Annotated in this window: 21 protein-coding genes; 14 read left to right on the top strand and 7 right to left on the bottom strand. The window is 69.6% G+C overall.

What is annotated here, in order from left to right:
• Positions 1-83 precede the first annotated feature (83 nt).
• Positions 84-1,379 carry a PucR family transcriptional regulator gene (locus ACWGJ5_RS21350; RefSeq protein ID WP_453311235.1) on the top strand — a complete coding sequence of 432 codons (1,296 nt, stop codon included), beginning with the start codon at positions 84-86 and terminating at the stop codon, positions 1,377-1,379.
• A complete protein-coding gene (locus ACWGJ5_RS21345) occupies positions 1,376-2,041 on the top strand; it encodes a TetR/AcrR family transcriptional regulator (protein WP_453311234.1) in 666 nt (221 codons plus the stop codon). The genes ACWGJ5_RS21350 and ACWGJ5_RS21345 overlap by 4 nt, the downstream gene beginning before the upstream one ends.
• Positions 2,042-2,132: 91 nt before the next feature.
• Here ACWGJ5_RS21345 and ACWGJ5_RS21340 read toward each other — a convergent pair whose 3' ends face one another.
• From ACWGJ5_RS21340 to ACWGJ5_RS21330, 3 genes are read right to left on the bottom strand one after another with little or no spacing between them, the layout of a single operon-like run.
• Positions 2,133-2,825, bottom strand: coding sequence for a TetR/AcrR family transcriptional regulator (locus ACWGJ5_RS21340; protein WP_453311233.1), 693 nt, complete (start codon positions 2,823-2,825; stop codon positions 2,133-2,135).
• Positions 2,826-2,877: 52 nt separating this feature from the next.
• Entirely contained in the window at positions 2,878-3,525 is a 648-nt protein-coding gene (locus tag ACWGJ5_RS21335) for an HAD family hydrolase (protein WP_453311232.1), read from the bottom strand.
• A 46-nt stretch (positions 3,526-3,571) separates the two neighbouring features.
• Positions 3,572-4,771 carry an acetyl-CoA C-acyltransferase gene (locus ACWGJ5_RS21330; protein ID WP_453311231.1) on the bottom strand — a complete coding sequence of 400 codons (1,200 nt, stop codon included), beginning with the start codon at positions 4,769-4,771 and terminating at the stop codon, positions 3,572-3,574.
• Positions 4,772-5,080: 309 nt separating this feature from the next.
• On the opposite strand from ACWGJ5_RS21330, the gene ACWGJ5_RS21325 reads away from it, so the two are divergent.
• Both ACWGJ5_RS21325 and ACWGJ5_RS21320 read left to right on the top strand, forming a co-directional pair.
• The gene (locus ACWGJ5_RS21325; protein ID WP_453311230.1) at positions 5,081-5,281 is read left to right on the top strand and encodes an alpha/beta fold hydrolase; all 201 of its coding nucleotides are present in this window, start codon (positions 5,081-5,083) and stop codon (positions 5,279-5,281) included.
• Complete coding sequence (locus ACWGJ5_RS21320) at positions 5,278-6,099, top strand: SCO6745 family protein (RefSeq protein ID WP_453311229.1); 822 nt, start codon at positions 5,278-5,280, stop codon at positions 6,097-6,099. The genes ACWGJ5_RS21325 and ACWGJ5_RS21320 overlap by 4 nt, the downstream gene beginning before the upstream one ends.
• Positions 6,100-6,107: 8 nt before the next feature.
• Here the strand turns inward: ACWGJ5_RS21320 and ACWGJ5_RS21315 are convergent, their stop codons facing one another.
• Together ACWGJ5_RS21315 and ACWGJ5_RS21310 are read right to left on the bottom strand one after the other, a co-directional pair.
• A complete protein-coding gene (locus ACWGJ5_RS21315; RefSeq protein WP_453311228.1) occupies positions 6,108-6,869 on the bottom strand; it encodes a nitroreductase family protein in 762 nt (253 codons plus the stop codon).
• Positions 6,866-7,300 carry a hypothetical protein gene (locus ACWGJ5_RS21310; RefSeq protein ID WP_453311227.1) on the bottom strand — a complete coding sequence of 145 codons (435 nt, stop codon included), beginning with the start codon at positions 7,298-7,300 and terminating at the stop codon, positions 6,866-6,868. Before ACWGJ5_RS21310 ends, ACWGJ5_RS21315 begins: the two co-directional genes overlap by 4 nt.
• Before the next feature lie 580 nt (positions 7,301-7,880).
• Here ACWGJ5_RS21310 and ACWGJ5_RS21305 point away from each other — a divergent pair.
• Complete coding sequence (locus ACWGJ5_RS21305) at positions 7,881-9,353, top strand: alpha/beta hydrolase (protein ID WP_453311226.1); 1,473 nt, start codon at positions 7,881-7,883, stop codon at positions 9,351-9,353.
• Positions 9,354-9,673: 320 nt separating this feature from the next.
• On the opposite strand, the gene ACWGJ5_RS21300 is transcribed toward ACWGJ5_RS21305, so the two are convergent.
• Entirely contained in the window at positions 9,674-10,960 is a 1,287-nt protein-coding gene (locus ACWGJ5_RS21300; protein WP_453311225.1) for a PAS domain-containing protein, read from the bottom strand.
• 321 nt (positions 10,961-11,281) lie between these two features.
• Here ACWGJ5_RS21300 and ACWGJ5_RS21295 point away from each other — a divergent pair, with 321 nt between their 5' ends.
• Genes ACWGJ5_RS21295 through ACWGJ5_RS21285 form a run of 3 tightly spaced genes read left to right on the top strand, consistent with a single transcriptional unit; the run spans position 11,282 to position 16,064 of the window.
• Entirely contained in the window at positions 11,282-12,655 is a 1,374-nt protein-coding gene (locus ACWGJ5_RS21295) for an ATP-grasp domain-containing protein (RefSeq protein WP_453311224.1), read from the top strand.
• Entirely contained in the window at positions 12,652-14,664 is a 2,013-nt protein-coding gene (locus ACWGJ5_RS21290) for a PEP/pyruvate-binding domain-containing protein (RefSeq protein ID WP_453311223.1), read from the top strand. Before ACWGJ5_RS21295 ends, ACWGJ5_RS21290 begins: the two co-directional genes overlap by 4 nt.
• Positions 14,665-14,672: 8 nt before the next feature.
• Complete coding sequence (locus ACWGJ5_RS21285) at positions 14,673-16,064, top strand: MFS transporter (protein ID WP_453311222.1); 1,392 nt, start codon at positions 14,673-14,675, stop codon at positions 16,062-16,064.
• Positions 16,065-16,197: 133 nt separating this feature from the next.
• Here the strand turns inward: ACWGJ5_RS21285 and ACWGJ5_RS21280 are convergent, their stop codons facing one another.
• The gene (locus ACWGJ5_RS21280) at positions 16,198-17,841 is read right to left on the bottom strand and encodes a M4 family metallopeptidase (RefSeq protein ID WP_453311221.1); all 1,644 of its coding nucleotides are present in this window, start codon (positions 17,839-17,841) and stop codon (positions 16,198-16,200) included.
• 860 nt (positions 17,842-18,701) lie between these two features.
• Here ACWGJ5_RS21280 and ACWGJ5_RS21275 point away from each other — a divergent pair.
• From ACWGJ5_RS21275 to ACWGJ5_RS21250, 6 genes are all read left to right on the top strand, one after another.
• On the top strand, positions 18,702-19,130 hold the full coding sequence (locus ACWGJ5_RS21275; protein WP_453311220.1) for a hypothetical protein: 429 nt from the start codon (positions 18,702-18,704) through the stop codon (positions 19,128-19,130).
• A gap of 90 nt (positions 19,131-19,220) precedes the next feature.
• Positions 19,221-20,990, top strand: a complete 1,770-nt coding sequence (locus ACWGJ5_RS21270) for a fatty acyl-AMP ligase (protein ID WP_453311304.1) — start codon at positions 19,221-19,223, stop codon at positions 20,988-20,990.
• A complete protein-coding gene (locus ACWGJ5_RS21265; protein WP_453311219.1) occupies positions 20,980-21,882 on the top strand; it encodes an acyl-CoA desaturase in 903 nt (300 codons plus the stop codon). The genes ACWGJ5_RS21270 and ACWGJ5_RS21265 overlap by 11 nt, the downstream gene beginning before the upstream one ends.
• An 18-nt stretch (positions 21,883-21,900) precedes the next feature.
• Entirely contained in the window at positions 21,901-22,929 is a 1,029-nt protein-coding gene (locus ACWGJ5_RS21260) for an acyl-CoA desaturase (RefSeq protein WP_453311218.1), read from the top strand.
• Positions 22,923-23,138 (top strand): acyl carrier protein, encoded by a 216-nt coding sequence (locus tag ACWGJ5_RS21255; protein ID WP_453311217.1) that lies wholly within the window; start codon positions 22,923-22,925, stop codon positions 23,136-23,138. Before ACWGJ5_RS21260 ends, ACWGJ5_RS21255 begins: the two co-directional genes overlap by 7 nt.
• A gap of 19 nt (positions 23,139-23,157) precedes the next feature.
• The gene (locus tag ACWGJ5_RS21250; protein ID WP_453311216.1) at positions 23,158-24,252 is read left to right on the top strand and encodes a fatty acid desaturase; all 1,095 of its coding nucleotides are present in this window, start codon (positions 23,158-23,160) and stop codon (positions 24,250-24,252) included.
• Positions 24,253-24,254 lie beyond the last annotated feature (2 nt).

Genomic DNA, 24,254 nt, shown 5'->3' with positions numbered 1-24,254 from the left:
CTGTGCGCCGCGCACAGGTGCCGGGAGATGTCTCACGCCGAGCCTGTTGACGGAGCACGAGGCGGACGGCGACGATCTGCGCCATGCCTCGCGGTCCTGCCCTGGGCACTCCCCAGCTCTCCGAACCGCTCCGCCGGGAGCGGTGGCGGATCCTGCACGCCGTCCACGACCGGGTCGGGGAGGTGGCGGAGACGGCCGTCGAGGTGATGCGCGCGGAGATCCCGTCGTACGCACTGCAGGACGAGCGGTTCTTCGACGAGGTACGGGGGCAGGTGCTCGAGCATTACCGGATGCAGTTGGCGGCGCTGGCCGGCGACCGCGACATCTCTGCCGAAGACCTCGTCTTCAGCCGCGCGGCAGCCATGCGCCGAGCGCGCGCGGGGTTCGCGCTGGAGGACTGGATCAGTGCCTTCCGGGTCGGCCGGCAGGTGATGTGGGACGCGCTGCTGGACTGCGCGGGCACGTCCGCCGAGGCCCAGCAGGCCGCGCTGTCCCTCGTCACCCCGCTGATGCGGTACGTCGACTACGCCAGCACCCATGCCGCGCAGGCCTACGTCGAGTACCAGCAGCACGTGGTGGCGGACGCGGACCGGGAGCGACGGGATCTCCTGGACCAGCTCCTGGCCGGCCTGGCACCGACGCGCGGTCCGCTGTCCGCCGCGGCGCAGGCGTACGGCATCGGACCACGTTCGCCGATGATGGCGGTCGTGGCGGTGTGCGTCGGCGACACGCGCACCGGGGACCTCACGTCGGCCGAGCACGGGTATGCCACCAGCGCGTCGATCAGCATCGCCGGGCCCTGGGCCGGCAGAACCCTGGTCGTCGTGCGCCACGGCGAGGCGGTGGCCGTGCCCGTGGTCCGGGCCGGCATGAACGCCGAGGACATATGTGCCCACTTCGAGGACGTGCGGCAGCGGCTCGCACGGGAGGGCACCATGCTCTCCATGGGCATCAGCACGGTCGCACAGGGCGCGTCGGAACTGCCGCGCGCCTATGAGGAAGCGCGGGCCGCCCTCGACCTGGTGCCGAGCGGGGGCGGGGTGGCGGCGCTGCCGCGGCTGTCCCCCTTCGACTACCTGGCGCTGCGCGCCGACGACCTCGCCCGCCAGTTGGTCGATCCCCGCGTGCGTGTGCTGCTGGAGGAGGACCACAGACGCGGTAACACGCTGGCCGCCACCATACGGGCCTTCGCGGAGGCGGACCTCAATCTGCGGCTGGCAGCCGACCGGCTGCGGGTGCATCACAACACGGCGCACTACCGGTTGCGCCGGATCGAGGAACGCACCGGCCGCAATCCGCGCCGGATCGCCGACCTCCTGGAACTACTGGTCGCCCTCGCCATCCGCGACGGGGACGGGGAAGGTGAAGATTGCCAGTGAGCGGCATCGTGCAGTCCGCGGACACCGAGGCGGTGCGTCAACTCCCGGTCGGACAGGGGGACATGGACCATCCGGAAAGGTGCGCGGAGCAGGACCGAACGGTCCGGCAGACGTTGCTGGACGCCGCGCTGGGCGTCTTCACCGAGCGCGGTTACACCGACGCCGGCCTCACCGAGATCGCGGCGCGCTCCGGCATCCCGGCAGGCACACTCTTCCAGCACTACGGCGGAAAGCGCGGTCTCTACCTCGCCCTGTGGGAGGAGTTCCGGGAGGAGCAGGAGCACCGGACAGCGGCCACGCTGACCGCCGAGCGCGGCCGTGGCGTGGACGACCCCGTCGCCCTCTTCGTGGCCGGAGCCAGGGCGTACCTGGCGGGCGCCTGGGACAACCGGCGGCTCGCCAGGCTCCTGGCGGAGGACGACGGCCCGGCGGGCTTCGACGCGCTGCGCCGCCAGTGGGACCGCGCATGGGTACGGCGCAACGCCCGACTGCTGAAGGTGGACGAGCGTCGACGCGCCGGCCGGGTCCGGGTGAGCGTGCTGACCACCGTCATCGGCGGGGCGGCGCGCGAGCTGGGCGACTGCGGGGACGAGACGGAGGCCCGGGAGATCGTGGACGAGGTGTGCGGCATCCTGGTCCATCTGTCGACACCACCCGGCTGAGACGCCCGGCGCATGCCCTTGGGAGCTGCGGGCGAGTGCCTCACGCTCTGGACGGACGCCGGGCGCCGGCGGCCGCTGGGGGCAGGCCGGATCAGCGGTGGCCGGAGAACCGCAGGGCGTTCGCCCAGAGCCGGGTGACCGTGGCCACAAGCTCCTCGAAGTCCACCGGAGGACCTTGCTCTTGCCGTTCGCCGAGCACGAAGGCGTTGTAGGCCATGACGCTGACCATGCCCGACAGCGCACGGGAGGCCATCATCGGATCGACCTCGCGGTCGGCGACACCGCGCGCCTGCAGGTCCGCGATGCCGCGGGCGTTGCGGCGGATGAAGGCATCGGCGCGCCGGCTCCGGAATTCACGGAACTCCGGCTCCACTTGCGCGACCTGCTCGAGCAGTGCCATCAGTTGGGCATTGCGCTTGTACGCCTCGAGATACGCGCGATTGCTCGCCTCGAGAACCGCATAGGGATCGTCGGTTCCCTGCACCCGGCCCATACCGGGGTGCATCATGTCCTCCTGCGCCTCCAGCAGGACGGCGGCGAGAACCTCTTCCTTATTGGCGAAGTAGGTGTAAAAGGATCCCGCCGCGCACTGAGCCTCTTTGGTGATGTCGGTCAGGCGGGTGTCGAGGTAGCCGTCCCGTTCGAACACCTTGCGCGCGGCCTTCACCAGAGCGGCCCGTGTCCGCGCTCCTCGCTTCGTCGTGGGCGGCTCGCGAAGGTGTGAAAGGGGCGCCATGGGCGGTGCCTCCTCGCCGTCGGTCTCCTGGGGCGACGTGCTGTCCATTCCGGGAACTCTACTTGAATCCGACACCATGGTCAGAAGCCCGATTGCAGGGTCAGACGGTGATCCCGAAGCGCTCGGCGAGTTGGCGGCGGGTGTCGGCGGAACTCGTGTGCAATACGCCCCCGATTCCGATCCTGGCCGCTCCGTCGAGGTTCTGCTGCAGATCGTCGATCATGACTGCTTCCCCGGGATCGATACCGAGGCGTTCACAGGCGAGCGCGTAAATACGCCGGGAGGGCTTGCGGATCCCGACCTCGGCGGAGATGACGACCACATCGGCGACGGCGGCGAGGTCGACGCCGTCGTAGGTTCCGGTACCGAACGAGTTGGACACCAGCGCGACCGGACGGCCGGCGGCCCGGAGGTCACCGAGCAGTGCGAGCATGTCCTGGTCGATCGACAATCCCGCCTGCATCCGGGCCGTGAGACCCTCGGCCGGTACATCGGCGCCGTGGACAAGGAGACGTTCGGCGAATCCTCGCTCGAAGGCTTCCGTGTCGATACGGCCGCACTCGTGGTCGGCCAGGAGCGCGCGCGATGGCTGGTCCCTGCCCAGAAGGTCCAGTGGCAGACGCGGCTCGCCGCCGAGCGATGCACCGAATTCGGTGAAAGCCCGCAGCACAGAGGAAGTGATGACCCCGCCGAAGTCCACCAGGACCGCGGTTCGGGTCTTTTCCACCATGTTCGACACGGTGTCCATGCCTCTCCCTCGCAGTTGTCCCTAATACCTGGCTGGTATGGCGAGTTCAGGCGACCTCGAACAGTCCGGCTGCGCCCATTCCGCCGCCGACGCACATCGAGATCACCACGTACCGGACCCCTCGGCGCCTGCCCTCGATGAGGGCATGCCCCACCAGGCGGGCTCCGGTCATTCCGTACGGATGACCGACCGAGATCGCGCCGCCGTCGACGTTGAACCGCTCCGGGTCGATGTGCAATTCGTCGCGGCAGTACAGCGCCTGGGAAGCGAACGCCTCGTTGAGTTCCCACAGGCCGATGTCGTCGATGGTGAGGTTGTGCTGCTTCAGCAGTTTCGGGATGGCGAACACCGGACCGATGCCCATCTCGTCCGGTCCGCAGCCGGCAACCGCCATACCCCGGTAGACACCAAGTGGTTCCAGCCCTCGGCGCTCGGCTTCGTCCGACTCCATCAACACCGAGGCCGAAGCCCCGTCCGACAGCTGGGAGGCGTTGCCCGCCGTCACGCTGGACCGCGCGCTCACCTGACCGTCGGGCAGCACCGGGGCCAACCCGGCCAGGCCCTCGAGCGTCGTCGACGCGCGGTTGCCCTCGTCCCGGGTCAGGGTGACCTCCTCGTCCCGCACCTCCCCGGACTGCCTGTCGGGGACCTTCCTGACGCTGCTGAGCGCGACGATCTCCCGGTCGAACCGGCCGGCCTCCTGCGCCGCCGCGGTGCGCTGCTGCGACACCAGCGCGAACTCGTCCTGGCGTTCCCGGCTCACGCCGTAGCGTTCGGCGACGATCTCCGCCGTCTGCAGCATCGGCATGTAGATGGCGGGCTTGTGCTCGACCAGCCAGGGATCTGCCATGCGGTGGGTGTTCATGTGGTCGTTCTGCACCAGGGAGATCGACTCGACGCCGCCGCCGACAGCGACCTGCATCCCGTCCGCGACGATCTGCTTGGCGGCCGTCGCGATGGCCATCAGGCCCGACGAGCACTGCCGGTCGATCGTCATTCCCGACACGGTGTCCGGAAGTCCGGCACGGAGGGCGGCCTGACGTGCGACGTTGCCACCGGAAGAGCCCTGCTGCACGGCGCAGCCGAAGATCACGTCCTCGACCTCGCCTCCTTCGAGCCCGGCGCGCTGCACGGCGTGCGAAAGGGCGTGCGCGGCAAGTTCCTGCGCCTGGGTGTCGTTGAACGCGCCGCGGTAAGCCCTGCCGATCGGCGTCCGTGCCGTCGAAACGATGACTGCTTCCCTCATGTCGCCTCACTGTTTCCTGTTGGTCCGGCTCGCCCGGGAGCGTCGGGGCGGGATATTTGGGCTCCGCGCGCCGGGATCGGTGCCGGTGGGCGGCGCCGAGCGCCAACTGCGGCCCGGCGAGGGTTCGTCCACCGTCCCCTGTGGTGGCCGATGACATGAGCCATGACCGCGGGGTGACAGGAGTCGGCCTCCGGATCGAGTTATAGTTGAATCCGGCGTCAAGTTCAACTTGATCGGTATGCGCCCTCGCCTTGACAGTCCGGCCTTCCACCTGAAGGCTACCGACCAGTCGGTATGAGGAGGCGGAGGGTGACCCAGCTGAGCATCGCCACCGTCGCGGGCACGTTCGACGCGATCGTGGCGGGTCCGCCCGGGGGCCGCCCCGTGCTGCTGCTGCACGGCTTCCCGCAGACGGGGCTGGTGTGGCAGCGGCAGATCGTGGCGCTGACCGCGCGTACGGAGCCGCGCCGCATACCCCGCTCATCGACTCTCCGAAGAGGTGACCCATGAAGACAGCGCGTGCGGCCTGGCGCCGGCTCGAGCCCGTACACGGCATGATCTACTTCGTCCCCGAGGCAAGGCGACGGTACGCGGACCTGGGACTGAGCGGACGCGCCGGGTACTTCGCGTCCCGGAGCGCCGCGTTCGGCCGGGCATCCGCCGAGCTGGTCATCTCGACCTTCTACAACTTCAACCCCGCTTTCGTACGGCGGGCGGTGGACGGGGTCTGGGACACGGTGACGCCCCAGCAGGTGCTGGACGCTCGGTACGCCGCTGTGGGCGAGGCCCTGCGGCGGGTGGGAATCCACGAGCTGCCCGGCTTGGACGAGGTGCTGGCCCTGACCCGCCGGGCCGCCCAGGCGGCCTGCGAACACGCACAGGGCCGCCCGCTGTTCGCCGCTCATGCCGCGCTCCCTTGGCCGGAGGAGCCGGTACTGCAGCTGTGGCACGCCCAGACGCTGCTCCGGGAGTTCCGTGGAGACGGCCATGTCGCGTGCCTGCTGAGCGAGGGCGTCGGGGGCCTGGAGGCCCTGGTTCTGCATGCTGCCACCGGTGAGATTCCCGTCGACTTCCTCAAGGCGAGCCGCGCCTGGCCCGAGGACGAGTGGGCCGAGACAGAGGAACACCTGCGCAAGCGCGGTCTCCTCGACGGCGACTCCCTCACCCCGGAGGGCGTACTCCTGCGCCGGCACATCGAGGACCGCACCGACCGCCTGGCCCTTCCGGCCTACGCCGCCCTGGGTGACGCCGGCTGTGAGCGTCTCGCCGAACTCGCGAGCCCCTTCGGTCACGCCGTGGTCGATGCCGGCCTTCTCAAGCCTGGCTGACCGGGATTTCAGCCTCTGGAGTTCGCCCGTGACGCCGACCTGAGTGACACGCCACCCTCTTCGCGTTCGTCTACCAACCACCTCGTCGACTGCACAACCCGCTGCCGAGAACCGGTTGCACGGAGGTCAACCGTCATGCCAGCCGTTGTGGTGCAGGACCTGCTCCAGCGGCAGCCGCGGGCCCGGCCGGAACGTGCCGCGCACGGGTACGCCGTCGGCAGCAGTGCGCCCTGGCGGACGCTGGGCGGCAGGCCCAGCAGGTCGGCGATCTCCTGCTCACGGTCCAGATGGACCGCTGTCCAGGCGGTGACCAGACCGCGGCTGCGGGCCGCGAGCGCATAACTCCGGGCGGCGGGCAGTACCGACGCCCACAGACCGGCCTGGTTGCCCTCCGGCAGCCGCCCGTCGGCCACTTCGATACACGGGAGGACAAGGACGGGTACCCGGTGCAGCCGGTCGGCCAGCGCCCGGGCGGCGGTGAGCATGGAGCGCGTGGCCTCGGGCAGCTCCGCCGGACGCTCGAGCACGGCGGCGTTGCGGTCGTAGAAGGCGGCCCGGTACACCTCGGCAACGTCGGCGCGGATCCGCGGGTCGGTGAGCAGGATCCAGCGCCAGTTCTGCCGGTTGTTGCCGTTGGGTGCCTGCAGGGCGGTGCGCAGGCAGTCCTTGACCAGTTCCGGGTCCACCACCCGCTCCGGGTCCAGGCCCCGCCGCACGCAGCGCGTGGTGGTCATCAACTCCTCGCAGGTCAGCGCGAGTTCGCCGATCACGGCAGCAGCACCGCCCGGACGACCAGCGCGAGGTAGGTGGCCACGACGAATCCCATCGCGGTCGGCATCGGCCAGCCGCCGCGGCGGACGGCCATGAACCGCCAGGTGCCCCATGCGGGCAGAGCCGCCGCCAGGCAGGGCAACAGCCCGAGCGGGCCGGCCGACGCGAACAGCAGCACCTGGCAGCCGACCGCACCGGCCGCGAAGCCTGCGGTGACCACAGCGCTGCGACGGGGCCCGAGGTCCGCCGAGTACAGGCGGGCGTCGGGCGGCGGCTGCCAAGCCGACTTGCGGGCGAACTCGAAGTGCAGGAAGACGCAGGCGGACAGGGCGAGCAGCGCCGGGCCGCGCCAGTCGGCGGTGACGGTCCCGGCGGCGACGAGCGAGCCGTACACGTAGGCGCCGCGCTCCGGGGTCATCGGCCTGGTCAAACAGCCACCACCGGGTCGGCTGACGGTGCAGGTGGACGGCGAGTTGCCCGCGACGGATGAGTCCGGGCCGCCGGAGTGGACCCTGGACGCACTGGCTGCTGACGCACAGCGGCTGGGCATCGAAGTCAGCCGCAGTCAGGTCCGTCGGATCCTGATGGCCGAGGGGGTGCGCTGGCGCGGCACCCCGTCCTGGACCCCGTCGAAGGACCCGGAGTTCGAGGGAAACCAGCACTCTCAACCCGCGCCTTACGGCGCCGATATGTGTACACCGTTTGAGGAATCCAGCACTACTGTAGCGCGCTCCCCCGAAAGTCCCATTGCTCACACAAGCGGCGTCGCCGGATTGTGAGCGCCGAGCGCGTGACCAAGCGACACGAGCCCCCAGGCGCAACGTCTGCCCGAGCATGTCGAAAACAAAGGGCTCCAACGCTGTGGTCACCAGTCACCGCGGGCGGGCCAGTGCCGTCCGGCAACCGAACGCCGCCTGTGTCCGTCCTGCAGGTCGACGGCGGCGGGTGGCCGTGACTCCAGGTCTCTCACGCCTCACCAGTCCCCAGCATCTTCCGGAAGGTGGAACCAAGTGACCTCGAAAAGGCGGCTCCTGACCCTCTCGGTGGCCACAGCCCTGGGCCTGACCGGGCTCAGTGGACCGGTGACCGCGACGGCGAGCCCCAAAGGCGGGGCGTCACTCACCTGGGGCGCCTGTCCAGCCGGGTCGCAGGCGCCGCGCGGCACCTACTGCAGCACGATCAAGGTTCCGCTGGACTACGCGAAGCCGACCGGACGTCAGATCACCCTCACCTTGTCGATGGTGGGGAGCCGGGACGCCGAGCGGACCCTGGTGGTCAACCCGGGCGGCCCCGGGCAGTCGGGCATCGAGGCCGCGCAGCCGGTATGGGCCGCGATGTCTCCCGAGGTCTCGGCGAAGTACAGCGTCGTCAGTTTCGATCCCAGGGGAGTCGGCGCGAGTGCCCCTGTCTCCTGCGGTGACGCCGGCAAGCTCATCAAACACCCGGCTCCGGACTACACACCGGCTGACGCCAAGGCCGAGCAGGCCCGGGAGGCGATCGCCCGGGGCGTCGCTGAGCGGTGCGCCACCGCGTCCGGCGCCCTGCTGAACTCGATCTCCACCGCGAACGCCGCGCGCGACATGGACCGCGTCCGGGCAGCGCTCGGCCGGTCCAAGCTGGACTACCTGGGCTACTCCTACGGCAGCAAGCTGGGGGCGACCTACGCCACGCTGTTCCCCTCCCACACCGGCCGGATGATCCTCGACAGCGTGGTGGACCCCGACGTCACCGAATACGCCGCCACCTACGAGCAGGAACCGGCACTCGAACAGCGCACCCGCCAGTTCTTCGCCTGGGCCGCCCGCAACGACCGCACCTACCATCTGGGCGCCACCGAGGCCAAGGTGTCGGCCACCTGGACGGCGGTCCGGGCCGAGCTGCGTACCGCCCCCGCGAGCGGGCAGGCAGGCGCGACCGAACTGGACGACCTGCTGGCGTCGGCCCTCTACACCGACCTGTCCTGGCCGGACCTGGCGAGCACGGTCGCGGACTACCGCAAGGGCGACCCCTCGTCTCTGGTCGGCGCCTCCGAGCAACTGGCGGCCGGTGCCGTCAACCCCGCCCAACTCGCCTACAACTGCGTGGACGGCCCCTGGCCGCGGAACTGGAAGACTTGGCACGATGACACCTCTGCTGCGGCGAAGAAGGCACCTCTGTTCGCCTGGATGTACACCTGGATCACCGCGCCCTGCGCCTTCTGGAAGGCGCCCACCGCCGCACCGGTGAAGATCGGATCGGTGAAGGTCCCACCGGTGCTGCTGCTCCAGTCCCACGACGACCCGGCGACACCGCTCATCGGCGCGCAGCGGATGCGCCAGGCGCTTTCCGGCTCCCGCCTGGTGGTCGCGGGCGGCGGCAACCACGGCCAGTACCTGTTCGACGGCAACGCCTGCATGGACGGATACGGAAACCGGTACCTGCTCACCGGGAAGCTCCCCGCGGCGGACGCCACCTGCAAGGCCACTCCCTCACCGACCCCCTGACGACGCGTTCCCGAGGGGCAGCGAGCGGCACTTGAGCCAGTCGCGACTTGGACGGCAAGCGCCCTGGGATTCTCCCGGTCGCGGCCACAACCTCGTCCCAGTAGGCGCGCCGGAACCCGGGCGACTGCTTGCCCAGGTTGCCGATGCCCACGGAGACCCCGTCCAAGGACCGGCCCCGCAGGGCGCCGGGGCGGAAGTCGGCACTGGCGTGCAGCAGGTTGCGGCGCCACAGGAGACGATCCCGTACACCGGCGCCGCCCCGCCCTGCGTCAGTGCTGCGAGCCCCTTCTTCGGGCGGTGCCTGGACCGGAGCGCAGCGTTCAGACCGGGCTTGCGGGATTCGCCGCCGTCGAGGAACGGGGCGGCCAGGTCTGTGATGAGAGGATGCCGAGCACATAGGCTCGGGCGACCAGCGCCGGGCGGGTGGCTGCGTCGAGCAGTGCGCGCAGGCGGCTCAGGTGGTAGTCCAGCGTCTGCCGGGACAGGCGCAGCGTTCCTGCGATGTCCGCGTTGCTGTGCCCGGCCGCCAGCAGGGCGAGTATGCGAACCTGGGCGGCCGTCAGGTCCGGTCGGGCCTGATGACGCAGGCCGAGGTGAGTACCGACGGCCCATACGCCGGACACACCGGGTGTCGTACCGCACACGGTGCTCAGATGGATTCGGGCCCGGCGCCGCCAGCCGTCCCGGTCGACGAGTACGGCACAGGTGCAGGCGCTTCGGCGCCGGCCGCTGATCAGGTCGTCCCAGATCCGGTGCAGGGCGCTCCGTTCGGGTGTCCTGGCGAGCAGGGTGTCGGCCGGCAGGCCTATCAGGTCCGAGAGGCGGATGCGCAGGACGTCGGCGACCGCGGTGCCGGCCTCCCTCACCCGCCCGTCCGGGGTCAGGCGGACGCAGAGGAGTCCGCTGCGGTCTCGCAGGGCCTGCAAGTCGGCCTCGGCCCGGTGTCGTTGGTCCAGCGCCTGGGCGTAGTCGGTGACGTCGACGTAGATGCCCGCGACACAGTGCGCCGCGCCCCAGCGGACGGGGAAGCGGTAGCCCGCCGCGCGGCCCGGGCAACCGTCGACGCGCCGGTAGGTGAGGGTGTGCCGTACCGGGCGGCCGCGCGTCAGGACCTCCTGGTCGAGGGTGAGGAACCGGGTGATGTCACCGGCGTCGTCGACGTCGGCGAGGTGACGGCCGATCACGGCGTCGCGCGTGGTGCCGTACAGATGGGCGTAGGCGTGGTTGGCCCACAGGTAGCGGCCTGTGGCGTCGCGCACGAACGCCGCGGCCGGGGCGAGGTCGGCAAACGTGGCGTACGGGTCGTCGTCCGGCCGGTCGACCACCTCGATCGCCACTCCCCTGCTGCCGTGCCGTCCCGGCCCGCCGCCGGGTTCCGGCCAGTGGACGTGGAAGGTTCTGCCCTCGAAACACGCGTGGTACGGGCCGCAGCCGGACGCGCTGGACGCACCGCAGCCGTCCGCGTGAAGGGCCTCGAGGAACCGGCGGGTGGCCCGCCGGTCGTCGAACGCGGCGCCCCCGCTGTCGACCACGCTCAGGCCGCTGTCGGCTTCCCACCAGGACACCGCAAGAGGCGCGAGTAACGCCTTGAAATCAGCTTCGTCCACGTCCAACTCCTTCAACCCTGCACCACATCACTTTGGGTGATACCTCATGCGTATCCCGTAGGGGATGGGGCATGCGAGCGGGGCAGACGTTCCGGCAGCGGCATCGGTCGCGCTAGCGCACGACCGCACCTTCACCTGACACGAATCGGCGGCAGCAGTAGGGCATTTGCCTGAGTGCTTCGGGAATCTCCGCTCCTCGGGCGCGGGCGGGTGCTGGTTCGCTTGAAGGAGACGGCGTGACCGTGGTCGATGTACCGCCGCGGACCACACATCGGCGCGGCCCGGTGGCCGCCAGACGACATCAAGAGGAGTTGGAGTTCCGTGAGCAAGGTGCTGTACGTGCATGCCAAGGGCGGCCCTCCGGTGGGCCATGCCCTGACGCGGGTGGCCGCGAGGTCCGCGGTGCACCTACTGGCCCTCAGCGAACTGCCCGCGCCCGTGGCCCATGACGCGGCGCGGCTGTGCGCGTCGGTCGTCACACCTCTCGACGCCCGCGGTGGCGACCTGGTCGAGCTCATCACCACCCGAGCCGGCGAGGTGGGGGCGGACGCCGTTCTCACCTTCTCGGAGTACGCGGTGGTCGCGGTCGCCGAGGCGTCCCGGCGGCTCGGCCTGAGGGGTGCCGGGCCCGCCGCCGCCCTCGCACGCGACAAACGCCTGATGCGCGCCGCGTGGAAGCGCCGCGACATACCGCAGCCGCGGTTCCGCGCCGTCACCAGCGCGACCGAACTGGAGCGCGCGGCCGTCGAGTTGTCATGTCCACTTCTTTTAAAGGCTGCCTGGAGCGCCGGTTCGACCGCGCACCAGATCATCGAGCGGCCCGCGGACGCGCTGGACGCCTGGCAGCGGTCGCGCGCCGTGATGGCCGAGTCCGCGCTGCTCGGATTCGCGGAACTGCACGTTCCCGGCGCCTCGGAGCACTTCGTCGTCGAGGAGATCGTCAGCGGATGTGCCGAGGAGTGGTTCGACGGCCCCGGCTGGGGCGACTACGTCAGCGTCGAGGGCGTGGTCGTCGACGGAGAATTCCGTCCCGTCTGCCTGAGCGGGCGGATGCCGACGGTGGCGCCCTTCACCGAGCGCGCCGGTATCACCCCGGCCGCCGTGGGAAGCAAGACCCAGCACACCATCGTGGACCTCGCCCGGCGGGCCGTGGATGCCCTGGGGCTGGAGAACTGCGGCACCCACACGGAGATCAAGCTGGGCAGGGAAGGCCGTATGTGGGTCATCGAGACGGCCGCGCGGTTCGGCGGGGCGATGACGGTGCCGCAGATCGAGCACGTCTTCGGCCTCGACCTGGTCGGTATGTTCACCGACCAGCTGCTCGGCGGCTCGCCCGCCTGGCCCGCACGGGCGTTGACGCCCGAGGACGCCACGGGCGCGGCCGGATCGCTGGTGGTCCTCGCCGTGCACGGCGACGGCACTCCTTGGCCCCGCCGCCATCGATGGGACCCCTCGGCGGTCGTCCGTTCGGCGCCGGTCAGCGCCGGCAGCACGCTGTCGGTCGTCCGCGAGAGCTCTCTGCCGGACGGCGCCCCCGTGCCGGTCTACGAGCCTGCCGCCGGGGCCAACACCATGGCGGGCCTGTGCCTGTTGTCGGCGGACCGGCCGCAGTCCGTCGTCAGTGACTTCACCGCCCTGGTCGACGCGCTGCCGCGCATCCTGCCCACGGACGCCACCGAGGGGGCCCGGCCATGACCCACGCACCGCACGAGGCCGACATCCCCGGCACGGCGGGCGATCGTACCGTCGTCGGCGCCAATCTCTCGCTGCCGTTGTTCCGCGCGCTGTCCGGCGTGCTCGCCGGACACGCGTACCTGAAGATCGTGGTGGACAGGTCCGAGGACACCTGGCATCTGCTCGACACCCGGGTGCACCCCTTCCACGTCGACTACATCGCCACGCGCATCCTCGGCATGCGGATGGACGAACTCGACACAGCTCTGGACGCGTTCAACACATCCGTGTACATGGCGCCTGACCGCCGCTTCCTGCTCGGGGTGCTGTCCCTGCACAGCGACGAGGACGCCGAGGGCTCCGAGCGGCCCTTCCTGGTCCTGGAGACGACCGAGGCGGACACCATGCACGCCGCACTGCTGGAGGAGTTCTACCACTACGTTCGCGCAAGGGTGGACGGACGGCTTGCCCTGCTGCTGAAACCGGCGAACCACGGGCAGGAGCACGAACTCGCCTCGGTCAGTGAGGCACGCGTACCCCGCATCCTCAGCCAGGAACTGTTCGGCAACCGGACCCGGACCTGCCTCAACCCGGGCGTGGCCGAAGGCCGACTGCGCTGCTTTCGCCATCTGGCGGATTACCGCAGAGCCGCCCCACAGCTCGGCTGGGCGGACATCGTCGCGATGGCCTGCCTGCCCGATGACGTGCCCCGGGTGGCCGGGTTCGTCAACACGGAACCCACGACGCCGCTTTCGCACACCAACGTCCTGGCGTCGGGCTGGGGCATCCCGAACGCCGTCGTCCGCGACCTGGACGCTCTGGTGCGGCGAGACGGACTGGACGGCGCATGGGTGCGCTACCGGGTGTCCGAGGACGCCATCACCCTGGAGCGACTGTCCGACGCCCCGGACCTGGAGAGGCCGGTCTGGCACCAGCAGCGCATCCGCATCGACGCACCCCTGCTGGACGAGGCGCCGATCATGGCTCTGCACCGGCTGCGGCGCGCCGACCGCGACAGCTACGGCACCAAGGCCGCCAACCTCGGCGAACTGCACCATGTCCTGGACAGCCGCACGGCGGACCTGACCGCGTTCTACGCACGCCCGCGCCCGCCGCGGCCCGATCTGCTCACCCACCTGGCCCTACGGCTCGGCGAGCCGGAAGCGCCCGTCGAACTGCTGCGGGCCGCAGCGGCCGAACGCGTGGCGGCCACCATCCGGGCACCCGAGGGGGTGGCGCTCCCGTTCCGCCTGCACCATCTCTTCCTCACCTCGTCGGCCGCTCTGCAACAGGGCATCGGCAAGCTGAAGATGGCGCTCGAACTCGAAGCGCTCGACGTGATCGACTCCCTCTGTCTGGACCTGCAGCGCCTGATGCACAGCACACCGATCCCCGACGAGGTGGCACGGGCCGTCACCGGCGCCGTGCCGGGTCTGCTGGCCGACGGACGTCGTCTCGTGGTGCGCTCGTCCTCCAACGCCGAGGACCTGCCCGGTTTCTCGGCGGCCGGGATCTACGACTCGGTGACCACCGTGCGCGGTGAGGAGCAGTTGCTGGACGCGGTGCGGCAGGTGTGGACGTCGTTGCTGTCGCCACGGAGCGTACGTCTGCGGCACGAGGCCGGCATCGTGCTGGACGACACCTACATGGGAGTGATCATCCAGCAGTATGTGCCCGCCGATCTCGGGGGTGTGCTGGTGACCTGCAATCCGACCCGGCGTGCGGACTTCCGCAACGTGTACGTCAACTGCACCGCCGGTTCGCCGGAGCGGGTGGTCGACGGCAAGGTCCTGCCCCACCAGTACTTGTACAACACGGTCGAGGGCGGCGGGCGCACCGTGGACGTCGGCTCGTCGGGTGAGGACCTCCCGTCGGACACCCGCACGTCACTGGGCGAACTCGCCTTGGTGGGGCGTCTGCTGCAGTCCCACTTCAGTGCGGGCGACCCCGACGACGCTCTGGACATCGAGTGGCTCATGACCACCGAGGGGGCGTTCCATCTGGTCCAGGTCCGCCCGTACGCCCGGTGAGGCGCTCCATGACTTCTGTGTGGCGCCGCTCCGCGGATCCGGCCATGACCCCGGCCGCCCGCCGCATCATCCGCCTCAACAAGGGGTTCCAGCTGTTGTTCAACCTGTTGTGGTGGATGCCCGTGTTCTACGCCTACCAGCGTGCCGCGGGCCTGTCGGACGGCCAGATCTTCGGCATCCAGAGCATCTACTACGTCGCCTTCTGCCTGTTCGAGATACCCACGGGAGTCGTCGCCGACCGCGTCGGTGCCCGCAATTGCCTGCGCGCGGGCGCGGTGGTCATGACGGCGGCGAACACGGTGCCGGTGCTGGCGCCCTCGTACACGGGCTTCCTCGTGCACTTCCTCGCGATCGCCGCCGGGCGCTCTCTGACCTCGGGCGCGGCGAGCGCCTGCCTGTACGACGGCTTGCGCGCCGAGCAAGCGGACGCCCACTACCTCAGGGCGGAGGGAACGGCGCGTGCCCTCGGGCTCGCCGCCAAGGTCGTCTGCTGGCCGCTCGTCGGACCGCTGATGTCCGTGGCCCACCAGTCGCCGTACGTGCTCAGCGCGGCGAGCGCGGCGGGCTCTCTCGGCTGCGCCCTCGCCCTGCCCCGGATCGCCACCGGCGACACGGGCGCCGGGGCGAGCGCTCCTGGGCGGCGGAGGGCAACTCTGCTGCGGGACACGGGCGCCGCCCTGGGCACCCTTCGGTCGTCACCGTGGCTGGCCCTGCTCATGGTGCAGGGCGTGGCGGTCTTCACGCTGTCGCGGATCTGCCAGGTCAATCTGTTCCAGCCGGTGTTGCTCGAGCACGGCATCGCAGAGAGCAGCCACGGCAGTGTCCTCGCGGCGATGACGGTCGCCGAGGCAGTGACCTCCGCCCGGCCCCAGTGGCTGAGCTGGCGGCTGTCGGCCACGGCCTGGGTGTCCCTGCTGAGCGTCGCGCTCGCCGCCGCACTCGCCGGCACCGCTGTCGGCGGCCCCTGGGCCGTGGTCGGGCTGCTGTGTGCGTTCGCTGCGATCACCGGGTTCGGCTATCCGGTGCAGCGCAAGCTCATCAACGACGCCATCCCGAAGGGGGCCCCGCGCGCCACGCTGCTGTCGGTGGAGAGCATCGTGGACCGCGGCGTGTGTGCGGTGGCCGCGGTGGCCGCGGGCACGTATCTGGCGGCGGGCCGGCTCGACGCGCTTCTGTGGCAGTCCGCCGCGGTCACCTGCGTGCTGATGCCGGTGCTTCACCTGGCTCTGCGCCGCGTGAGTCCGGCGTCGGCCGGGCGTGGGACGCGCGGAGCACAGGGTGCCGACGCGGCCTCCGCCGAGGCGACCTCCACCGAGGCGACCTCCACCGAGGCAGTCGCACAGCCGGTTGAGGAGCCCGTTGCGCTGCCTGTCGACGAGGGCGTGGCTCCGCACCCCTGATCCGGCCCGAGGCGACTGACCGCGCCTGGGAGCACACCCCGGCAGACCACTGGGTGCGGTACCGGCAGTGACGTTGAGGGCCAGGGGCGGCACCCGGGGTGTGTCCCGGCTGCCGCCCAGGAGCCTGTGGGGATCAGCTCACGTTGACTGCGGACCAGGCTGCCTCGACCGTCTTGTACTCGGTGCTGGAGGCACCGTAGAGGTCGGATGCCGCCTTGAGGGTGCCGGTGCGGGCGCCCTTGTAGTCGGTCGTCGAGGTGAAGTACGTGGTCAGCGCCTTGTACCAGATCTGCAGCGCCTTGTCCCGGCCGATGCCGGTGACCGTGGAGCCGTCCTGGGTGGGCGAGTCGTAGCTCACGCCGTTGATTGTCTTCGCGCCGCTGCCCTCGGACAGCAGGTAGAAGAAGTGGTTGGCGACGCCGGACGAGTAGTGCACGTCCAGGCCGCCCACGCTGGAGGACCAGTAGTCGGCGGAGCCGCCGTCCTTGCTGGGCTTGTCCATGTAGCGCAGCGGCTTGCCGTCGCCGTTGATGTTGATCTTCTCGCCGATGAGGTAGTCACCCGGGTCGGACGAGTTGCCGGCGTAGAACTCCACACCGGTACCCATGATGTCGCTGGTCGCCTCGTTCAGGCCGCCGGACTCACCCGTGTACTCCAGCCCCGCGGTGTTGGAGGTGACACCGTGGCTCATCTCGTGCCCGGCCACGTCGAGCGAGGTCAGCGGGTCGTTGTCGCCCTCACCGTCGCCGTAGGTCATGCAGAAGCAGCTGTCGTCCCAGAACGCGTTCACGTACGAGTTGCCGTAGTGCACGCGGGAGTACGCACCCACGCCGTCGTTCTTGATGCCGCTGCGGCCGAAGGTCTTCTTGTAGAAGTCCCAGGTCTCCTGCGCCCCGTAAGCGGCGTCCGCGGCGGCGGTCGCCGCGTTCGACACCGTTCCGTCGCCCCAGGTGTCGCTGGACTGGGAAAGCAGCGTGCCGGTGCCCGAGGTTCCGTGGTTGAGGTCGTAGGCCTTGTGACCACCGCGCGTGGCGTCCGTGAGGGTGTAGGACGAGCCTGACTGCGTCGTCGACAGGTCCACCTTGCCGCTGTAGTGGGTGTTGCCGACGCCTGTCTCTATGCCCTGGTACTGGAACAGCTTCTTGCCGGTGGCAGCGTCGGTGATGACGTGCAGCTGGTTCGGGGTGCCGTCGTCCTGCAGGCCGCCGACGACCGTCTCGTAGGCGAGAACGGGCTTGCCGCTCACCGCCCATATGACCTTGCGCGGAGCCTGGTCCGGAACAGTCTTCGCCGACCCCGTCGCCTTGGCCACACCGAGGGCCTGCTTCTCGGCCTTGGCGGCGGTGATCTGCGGCTTGAGTGACGCGAGCTGCAGCTTCTGCGTCGTCGCTCTGGTCACGCCCTCGGTCTTGCCGGACTTGGCGGTGTGGATGACGAGGTCGCCGCCGAGCACCGGAAGACCCGCGTAGGTGCGCTCGTAGCGGGTGTGGACGGTGCCGTCGACGTCCTTCACGACGTCCTTGACGACCAGCTTCTCCTTGGCACCGAGACCTATGCGGTGCGCGGTCCGAGCCGCGTCGGCCTGCGCCGTCCGTATCAGACCGGTACGGGCGGCCGCCGACAGCGTGACCGGAGCTGCGGCGAGGCGGGCGGCGCCGGTGGCGGGCTCGGCGGTGGCAGTGGTGGTGAGCGTGGTGCTCAGAAGTGCCGTGGTGGCGGCGACGGCTGTGGCCGCGGCCAAAGCGGTGCGCCGGTGGCGTGTGTCGCGGGAGGTCACACAAGCTCCTTTTGTGGGGGGACGTCCGGCCGGCGTGGGGCCGTCCGGGACGGTTGTGGATGCTGTCGTGCTCGTGCGGCGGTTGGAGAGAAAGAGTGCCATGAATGACATGTACATGTCATCAACTTGAAGATGGCGTTGATGACAAAGCGCCAATATGCGAACGGGTTCGGAGATGGCGGGACTCACGGCATGCCGACTGCGGCCCGCGTGGACACTGAATCCGCGCGGGCCGACTTCTCCTGGTCGGCGGCTGTCAGCTTCCAGGCACGCTTGACGAGCACGTCACGCAGCGCGTACGCGCACCAGACGTCGTGGCAGCCGGGCTTGCAATCGCCCGACGGCTTCTCCGACTTCGAGCAGTTCGAGGACTCCGGCAAACCCTTGGCACCGGACGCCGGAGGACAGTGCGGAAGGCTCAGCCAGGGCCTGCGGCGGCACCTGTTCCGCTCAGGATCAGGGCAGTGGCAGGCAGGCCGAAATCGGCGCGGTGCATGAAGTCTCCGTAGGACGTGGGGGTTGGAGATGCACACACGAGACAACCTCAGTCTCGGCATAATCCGCTACGCGCGTGGACCGGATACGACAACTCCCCCACCCCGCCTTCACCAGCGGCGCACACAGACGGACCAGGCCCCCCTCAGACCCGACGACCCGAGGCAAGCACGGCCCCTGCGTATCCCATGACCCCGATCCGGTGCTTCGCCCGGACCAGTCACGGTCCGTCCACGCGCTCGTCCCCGGCCGTCCGCCACCCGAAAGCGGGCGATGTGCGCGCACAGCATACGAACGAACTGGGCGGAACCTGCTTGGGCAAGGGACCCTGCTCGAGTGACAGATGGATGGACTCGGCCAGCCGCATGGATCACGTAGGACATGCAGCCGAAGAAGGTCGCCCGGCGAGGGCTACGCCCCTCTTCGCTGCGCCCGGTCCAGGGCGCTCCGTAGCGTCCTGGGGCCGGCAGGGGCCGGGCACGGCGGTCCCCTACGGGACCTACGGCATCGCCGCCGGCACCGGCTACCGCACCCGCGCCTGGAAGAGCCGACTTGCGGTCCCGGCCACCGAGACCGACCTGCTGTTCTGCGCGCTGGAGCTGGCCCCCGCTGAAGGCGTCCGGGTGCTGCCCGAACGCCACTTGGCCGATCTGGCCCACTTCATCCGTGTAGTCAAGCGGAAATTGATGAAGATAAACTACGGTCCTCGGCTGATCGGCTGCCGTCTGCTCTCCACCGCCCTCGGTGCAGATCGCAACGTGACCAGATCATCGGACTCCACGAGTTCAGCTTGAGCAGTGGGAGCTCCCAGCCCGGCAGCTCTGGGAAGGGGTCCGGTGGAGCATGAGGTCACGACACGTCAGCGCGATCGAGGGTCCTCACAGATCGCGTGGTACACGTCCCGGCCGGATGCGACGCTCACCGGCATCCTCGGTGTTCGGGCACGCTTCACGCCCCACCGCCCGGCGTTCCGCTTTCTGGCTGACGGGACGAGTGACCGTATTGAGTCGTGGACCTATCGCGATCTGAAGCGGCACTCCGACGCTGTGGCGGCGCGGTTGAGGGCCGAAGGACACAGCGGCGACCGCGTGGTGTTGGCCGGTCAGCCCGGACTGCGGTTCGTGTCGGGGCTGATGGGCATACTCCAAGTCGGCGGGACGGCTGTCCCGGCCTCTCCTCCGACCAACCGAAGGGCCGTGGCCCGGCTGCGTTCGATCCTGGCCGACTGCGCGCCTGGTGCGATCCTCGCCGACTCCCGCCAGGAGCGGCGATTTGCCGGGATGGCGGCCGGTGGTGACACGATGCCGCGGCTGATCCCACTGGACGACGAACCTCCCTCGAATGCGGCTGACGGGCATGCCTCGACGACGCCGGACGATCCTGTGCAGCCGACGGACACAGCCGTGATCCAGTACTCGTCCGGCTCGACGGGCGACCCGAAGGGCGTGGAGCTGACGCACGCCAACCTGATGAGCAACTGCCACGCCATCGGCCGGCACATCGGCGCGGAGGACGATCGCGTGGGGTTGACCTGGTTGCCGCCCTACCACGACATGGGACTCATCGGGACCATCATGCTGGCGCTGCACGGCGGCTGGCCGCTGCTGATGATGACGCCGGAGCACTTCGTCCAGCAGCCGGTTCGCTGGCTTCAGGCGATCACCGAACACCGGGTGACCATCACCGTCGCGCCGAACTTCGCCTTCCAGCTCTGTGCCGACAGCGTGGACGACGAAGACCTGGACCGTGTGGACCTGTCGTCGCTCCGGCACGTCTTCAGCGGCTCCGAGCCGGTCGTGCTCGACACTTTGAACGCCTTCCGGGAACGGTTCGCGCCCCGGGGCTACCGGGAGAAGACACTGATCCCGTGTTACGGGCTCGCCGAGGCCACGCTGCTGGTGACGGCCAAAGCGCCCGCGACGTCCATCAGCGTCGAGTGGGTGGACCGGGAGGAGTTGTCGCGTGGCCGGGTGGTGGTCGGGACGGACGATGCGGTACCCATCGTGGGTTGCGGGGGCCCTGCGGAGGACCACGAGCTGCTTGTCGTCGATCCGGACTCCGGCCGACCGCTGTCCGATGGCGAGGTCGGAGAGATCTGGATACACGGGCCCAACGTCGCCGCGGGCTACCATCGCAAACCCGAGCTGACCGGCTCGACGTTCGGCGCGACGCCCGCTGACCGCACCGGTCCGCGAAAGAGAAGGTATCTGCGGACCGGCGACCTCGGCTATCTGCGCGCCGGGGAACTGTTCGTCACCGGCCGCATAAGCGGTCTGCTCGTGGTGGCCGGCCGGAACCTCTACCCTCAGGACATCGAGCGCACGGTCGACCGTGCACATCCGTCCGTTCACCGATCGGTCGCCTTCGCGGTCCGGGGCACGTCCGAGGAACACGTCATGGTGGTCGCCGAGGTGCGCGACAGCCGCCAGACCCAAACCGAACTCGAGGCCCTGCGCGGCAGTCTGCTGGCGGCGGTGGCCGCCGAACACGGCGTCCGGCCGACCGGCGTGCACCTCGTGCGGATCGGCACCATCCCCATGACCACCAGCGGGAAGATCCGCCGGGGGGCCGCGCAGGCAGCGTATCTGGAGCGGACCCTGGGCAGCGCTCTCGTGCCCTCCGACCTCTCCGGGGAGCCGTGCCATGAACGCTGAAGCCGGTGCAGCGCCACCGAGGGATCACTCCGCGCCGGCGCTCGCCTGCGCCACAGTCGGCGGATCCACGGCGGGCTTTGCGGCCGCCATCGTCTTCACAGCGCACCACGGCTGGTCGTGGCTGCATTTCGCGCTGTTCATCGGCATGTACGTCGTCACGTCACTGGGTGTCGAAGGCGGGCTGCACCGGTTCTTCTCCCACCGCTCGTTCTCCACCGGCCCGGTACTGACCTTCCTGTGGGGCGTCGCGGGCAGCATGGCGGCACAGGGGCCGATCCTGTTCTGGGTGTCAGTGCACCGCAAGCACCATGCTTTCGCCGACCGGGACGGCGATCCGCACTCGCCGCGCCCGCGGGGCGAGGGGCGGCTCGCGGTCCTGCGCGGCCTGTGGCACGGCCATGTCGGCTGGCTGTTCACCGTCCGACGGGAGGGCTGGGCCAAGGTCGTCCCCGACCTGCTGCGCGATCGCCAGGTCTGCACCGTTGATCGCTATTACGCCTGGTGGATCGCTCTGGGGCTGGCCCTGCCGGCAGCGGTGGGCTGGGCGGTGACCGGGCGGCCGGTGGACGCGCTCGGTGGACTACTGTGGGGCGGGTTCGCCCGCATGTTCGTCCTCGACCATGTGACGTGGACGGTCAACTCACTGGGGCACACGCTGGGCCGCCGCCCGTACGAGACCAGGGATTCCAGCCAGAACCTCGCCGTGCTCGCACCGGTCTCCGTGGGCGGGTCATGGCACAACAACCACCACTCCCAGCCGTCGCTGGCGCACAACCGGCACCGCTTCTGGCAGATCGACATCACCGGCGGGGTCATCAGTCTCCTGGACCGAGCGGGGCTGGTGTCCGAGGTCCGCTATCCCGCGCGTATGACCGCGCCCCCGGAAGCCTAGGAGAAGGGAGGGCGAGCCATGTCGGCTCCCAGTGCCTCGGCGGGCATCGTCCGGCTCGACCCGAGAAGCCTGCGGATCAAGAGATTCTCCGCGCTGACCACCATGATCCTTCCGCTCATCGGCACCGCCGCCGCCCTGTACCTGCTGGTGACCGGGCAGTTCACGGTGACCGATGTGGTCTTGCTCAGCCTGTTCTACTGCGTGCACCTGGGTGGAGTCACCATCGGGCTGCACCGGTATCTCGCCCACAAGGCGTTCAAGACCTCGCCATGGTTCCAGGATGTCCTGATGGCCGCCGGCTCCATGGCCGCGCAGGGCCCCCTGCTGTTCTGGGTGGCGACCCACCGGCGGCATCACAGGTTCGCCGACCGCGAGGGCGACCCGCACTCGCCGAATCTGCACGGCACGGGTTTCAAGGCCCGCATGCGCGGCCTGTGGTACGCGCACATGCCGTGGATGCTCAGCGAGGAGTCGTCGAAGTGGTCCGTCTATGCGCCGGACCTCCTGCGTGAGCGGCGCCTGATCCTGCATCACCGCCTCTACCCGATGTGGGTGATGGCCGGCCTCGTCCTCCCGGCCGCGATCGGCTTCGCCGTCGGGCACACGGCCATGTCCGCCTTCTCCGGCCTCGTCTTCGGCGGCCTCGCCCGAATCTTCCTCGCCAATCAGGCCGCGTGGTGCGTCGGATCCATCTGCCACGCCTTCGGCAGCAGGCCGTTCGACAACGGGGACAAGAGCACCAACAACTGGTGGGTCGCCGTCCTGACCTTCGGTGAAGGCCTCCAGAACAACCACCACGCCTTTCCCGGGTCCTACCGCCATGCCACCCGGTGGTGGGAGCCCCGACCTCAGCGGCTGGGCGCTGACCGCCCTCGGCAGGCTGCACATCGTGTGGAGCCTGCGCGAGCCCTCAGCCGCACGCATCACCCAAAAGCGACAGAGAACAACAGGAGCTCACCGTGTTTCGGCGTAACAAGAACGAGCGCACGTCCGACGGCCCGGTCACCGAGGAGGCCATCCGTGCGTGGATGGTCGACTACATGGTGAACAAGCTGTCCGTCGACCCCTCCACGGTCGACACGACCCGGTCCTTCGAGGACTACGGACTCGACTCCCGCACCGGAATCCACATGTGCGGAAAACTCGAGAAGTTCGTCGAACTCCGCCTGTCGCCCGCCCTGTTGTACGAGCACTCGTCCATCGACGCCGTGGCCGCCCATCTCGGCCGGCGGCTCGCCGAGGAGAGCAGCCACTGAGAGCGAGGACAACATGGCCATGAGCGGCATGCCGACCAGCCCGGACCAGCGGTTCGAGGAGTTCCTGGACAAGTCGCGGGCATTGGAAGGACGGCACCTGACGCAGTCGATCCCGCGCGAGTACTTCACTCCGCGCACAGCTCGCGGGGTGCTCGGACTCACCGTGAGCCTCGCCCTCTACGCGGGGGCAATCACCGGAGTCGCGTTCTCCCCTTCCTGGCTGCTCGACATCCCGCTGTGGTTCGTGGCCGGCCTCGGCGGCTGGGGCATGCACTGCATCGCGCACGACTGCGGGCACGGCTCGTTCTCCCGGTCACGACGGCTGAACACCGCCGCCGGAAGCTTCGCGCTGCTCCCGCTGCTGTACCCCTACCACTCCTGGCGGCATGTGCACAATCTTCACCATTCACATACCAACAACCTCGAACTGGACACAGACTGGCGGCCCTTGCCCCCGGCCGCCTACCAGCGCCTTTCCCCCCTCGCCAAAGCCGTCTACGCGGGCACCCGCACCTGGGCGTTCTGGGGAGGCACTGTCCGGTACTGGTTCGTGTCGGGCTTCAGACCGGGCTACTTCCCCAAACGGTCGATGCGGCACGACGTGTGGCGGTCCATCGCCTTCACCGGGCCTGCCGCCCTCGTCGGACTGTCGTCGCTCGTGGTGTTCACCGGTGTACGGGGCCTGCTGTTCTACTTCGTCCTGCCCTGGCTGATGACCCACCTGTGGTTCAGCGCCACGACGCTCATGCACCACAGCGCCGGCGATGTCCCCTTCCTGACCTCGCAGCACTGGACGCGCAACGCCAGCAGGTTGCTTCTGACCACGGACTACGCGTATCCGAAGGCGCTGTCGTTCCTGACCCACAACATCTCCACCCACACCGCGCACCACGTGGCCCCGGCAATCCCGTTCTACAACCTCCCCAAGGCGCAACTCGCCCTGAAGGAAGCCCATCCGGGAATGGTCAGGGAGGAGCGACTGACTCTCGGCCATCTGTGGCGGATCCTGCGCAGCCTTCACCTGTACGACACGGAGGCGGGGTTCTACACCGGCTTCCAGGCAGCGAAGCAACCACCGGGAAACCGGCCGCAGACGATGTCCCACTCCACATGACC

The sequence above is a fragment of the Streptomyces sp. NPDC054783 genome (assembly GCF_053611725.1).
Note: the sequence above shows the minus strand (reverse complement) of the source record. Positions and strands in the feature narration are given on the sequence as shown.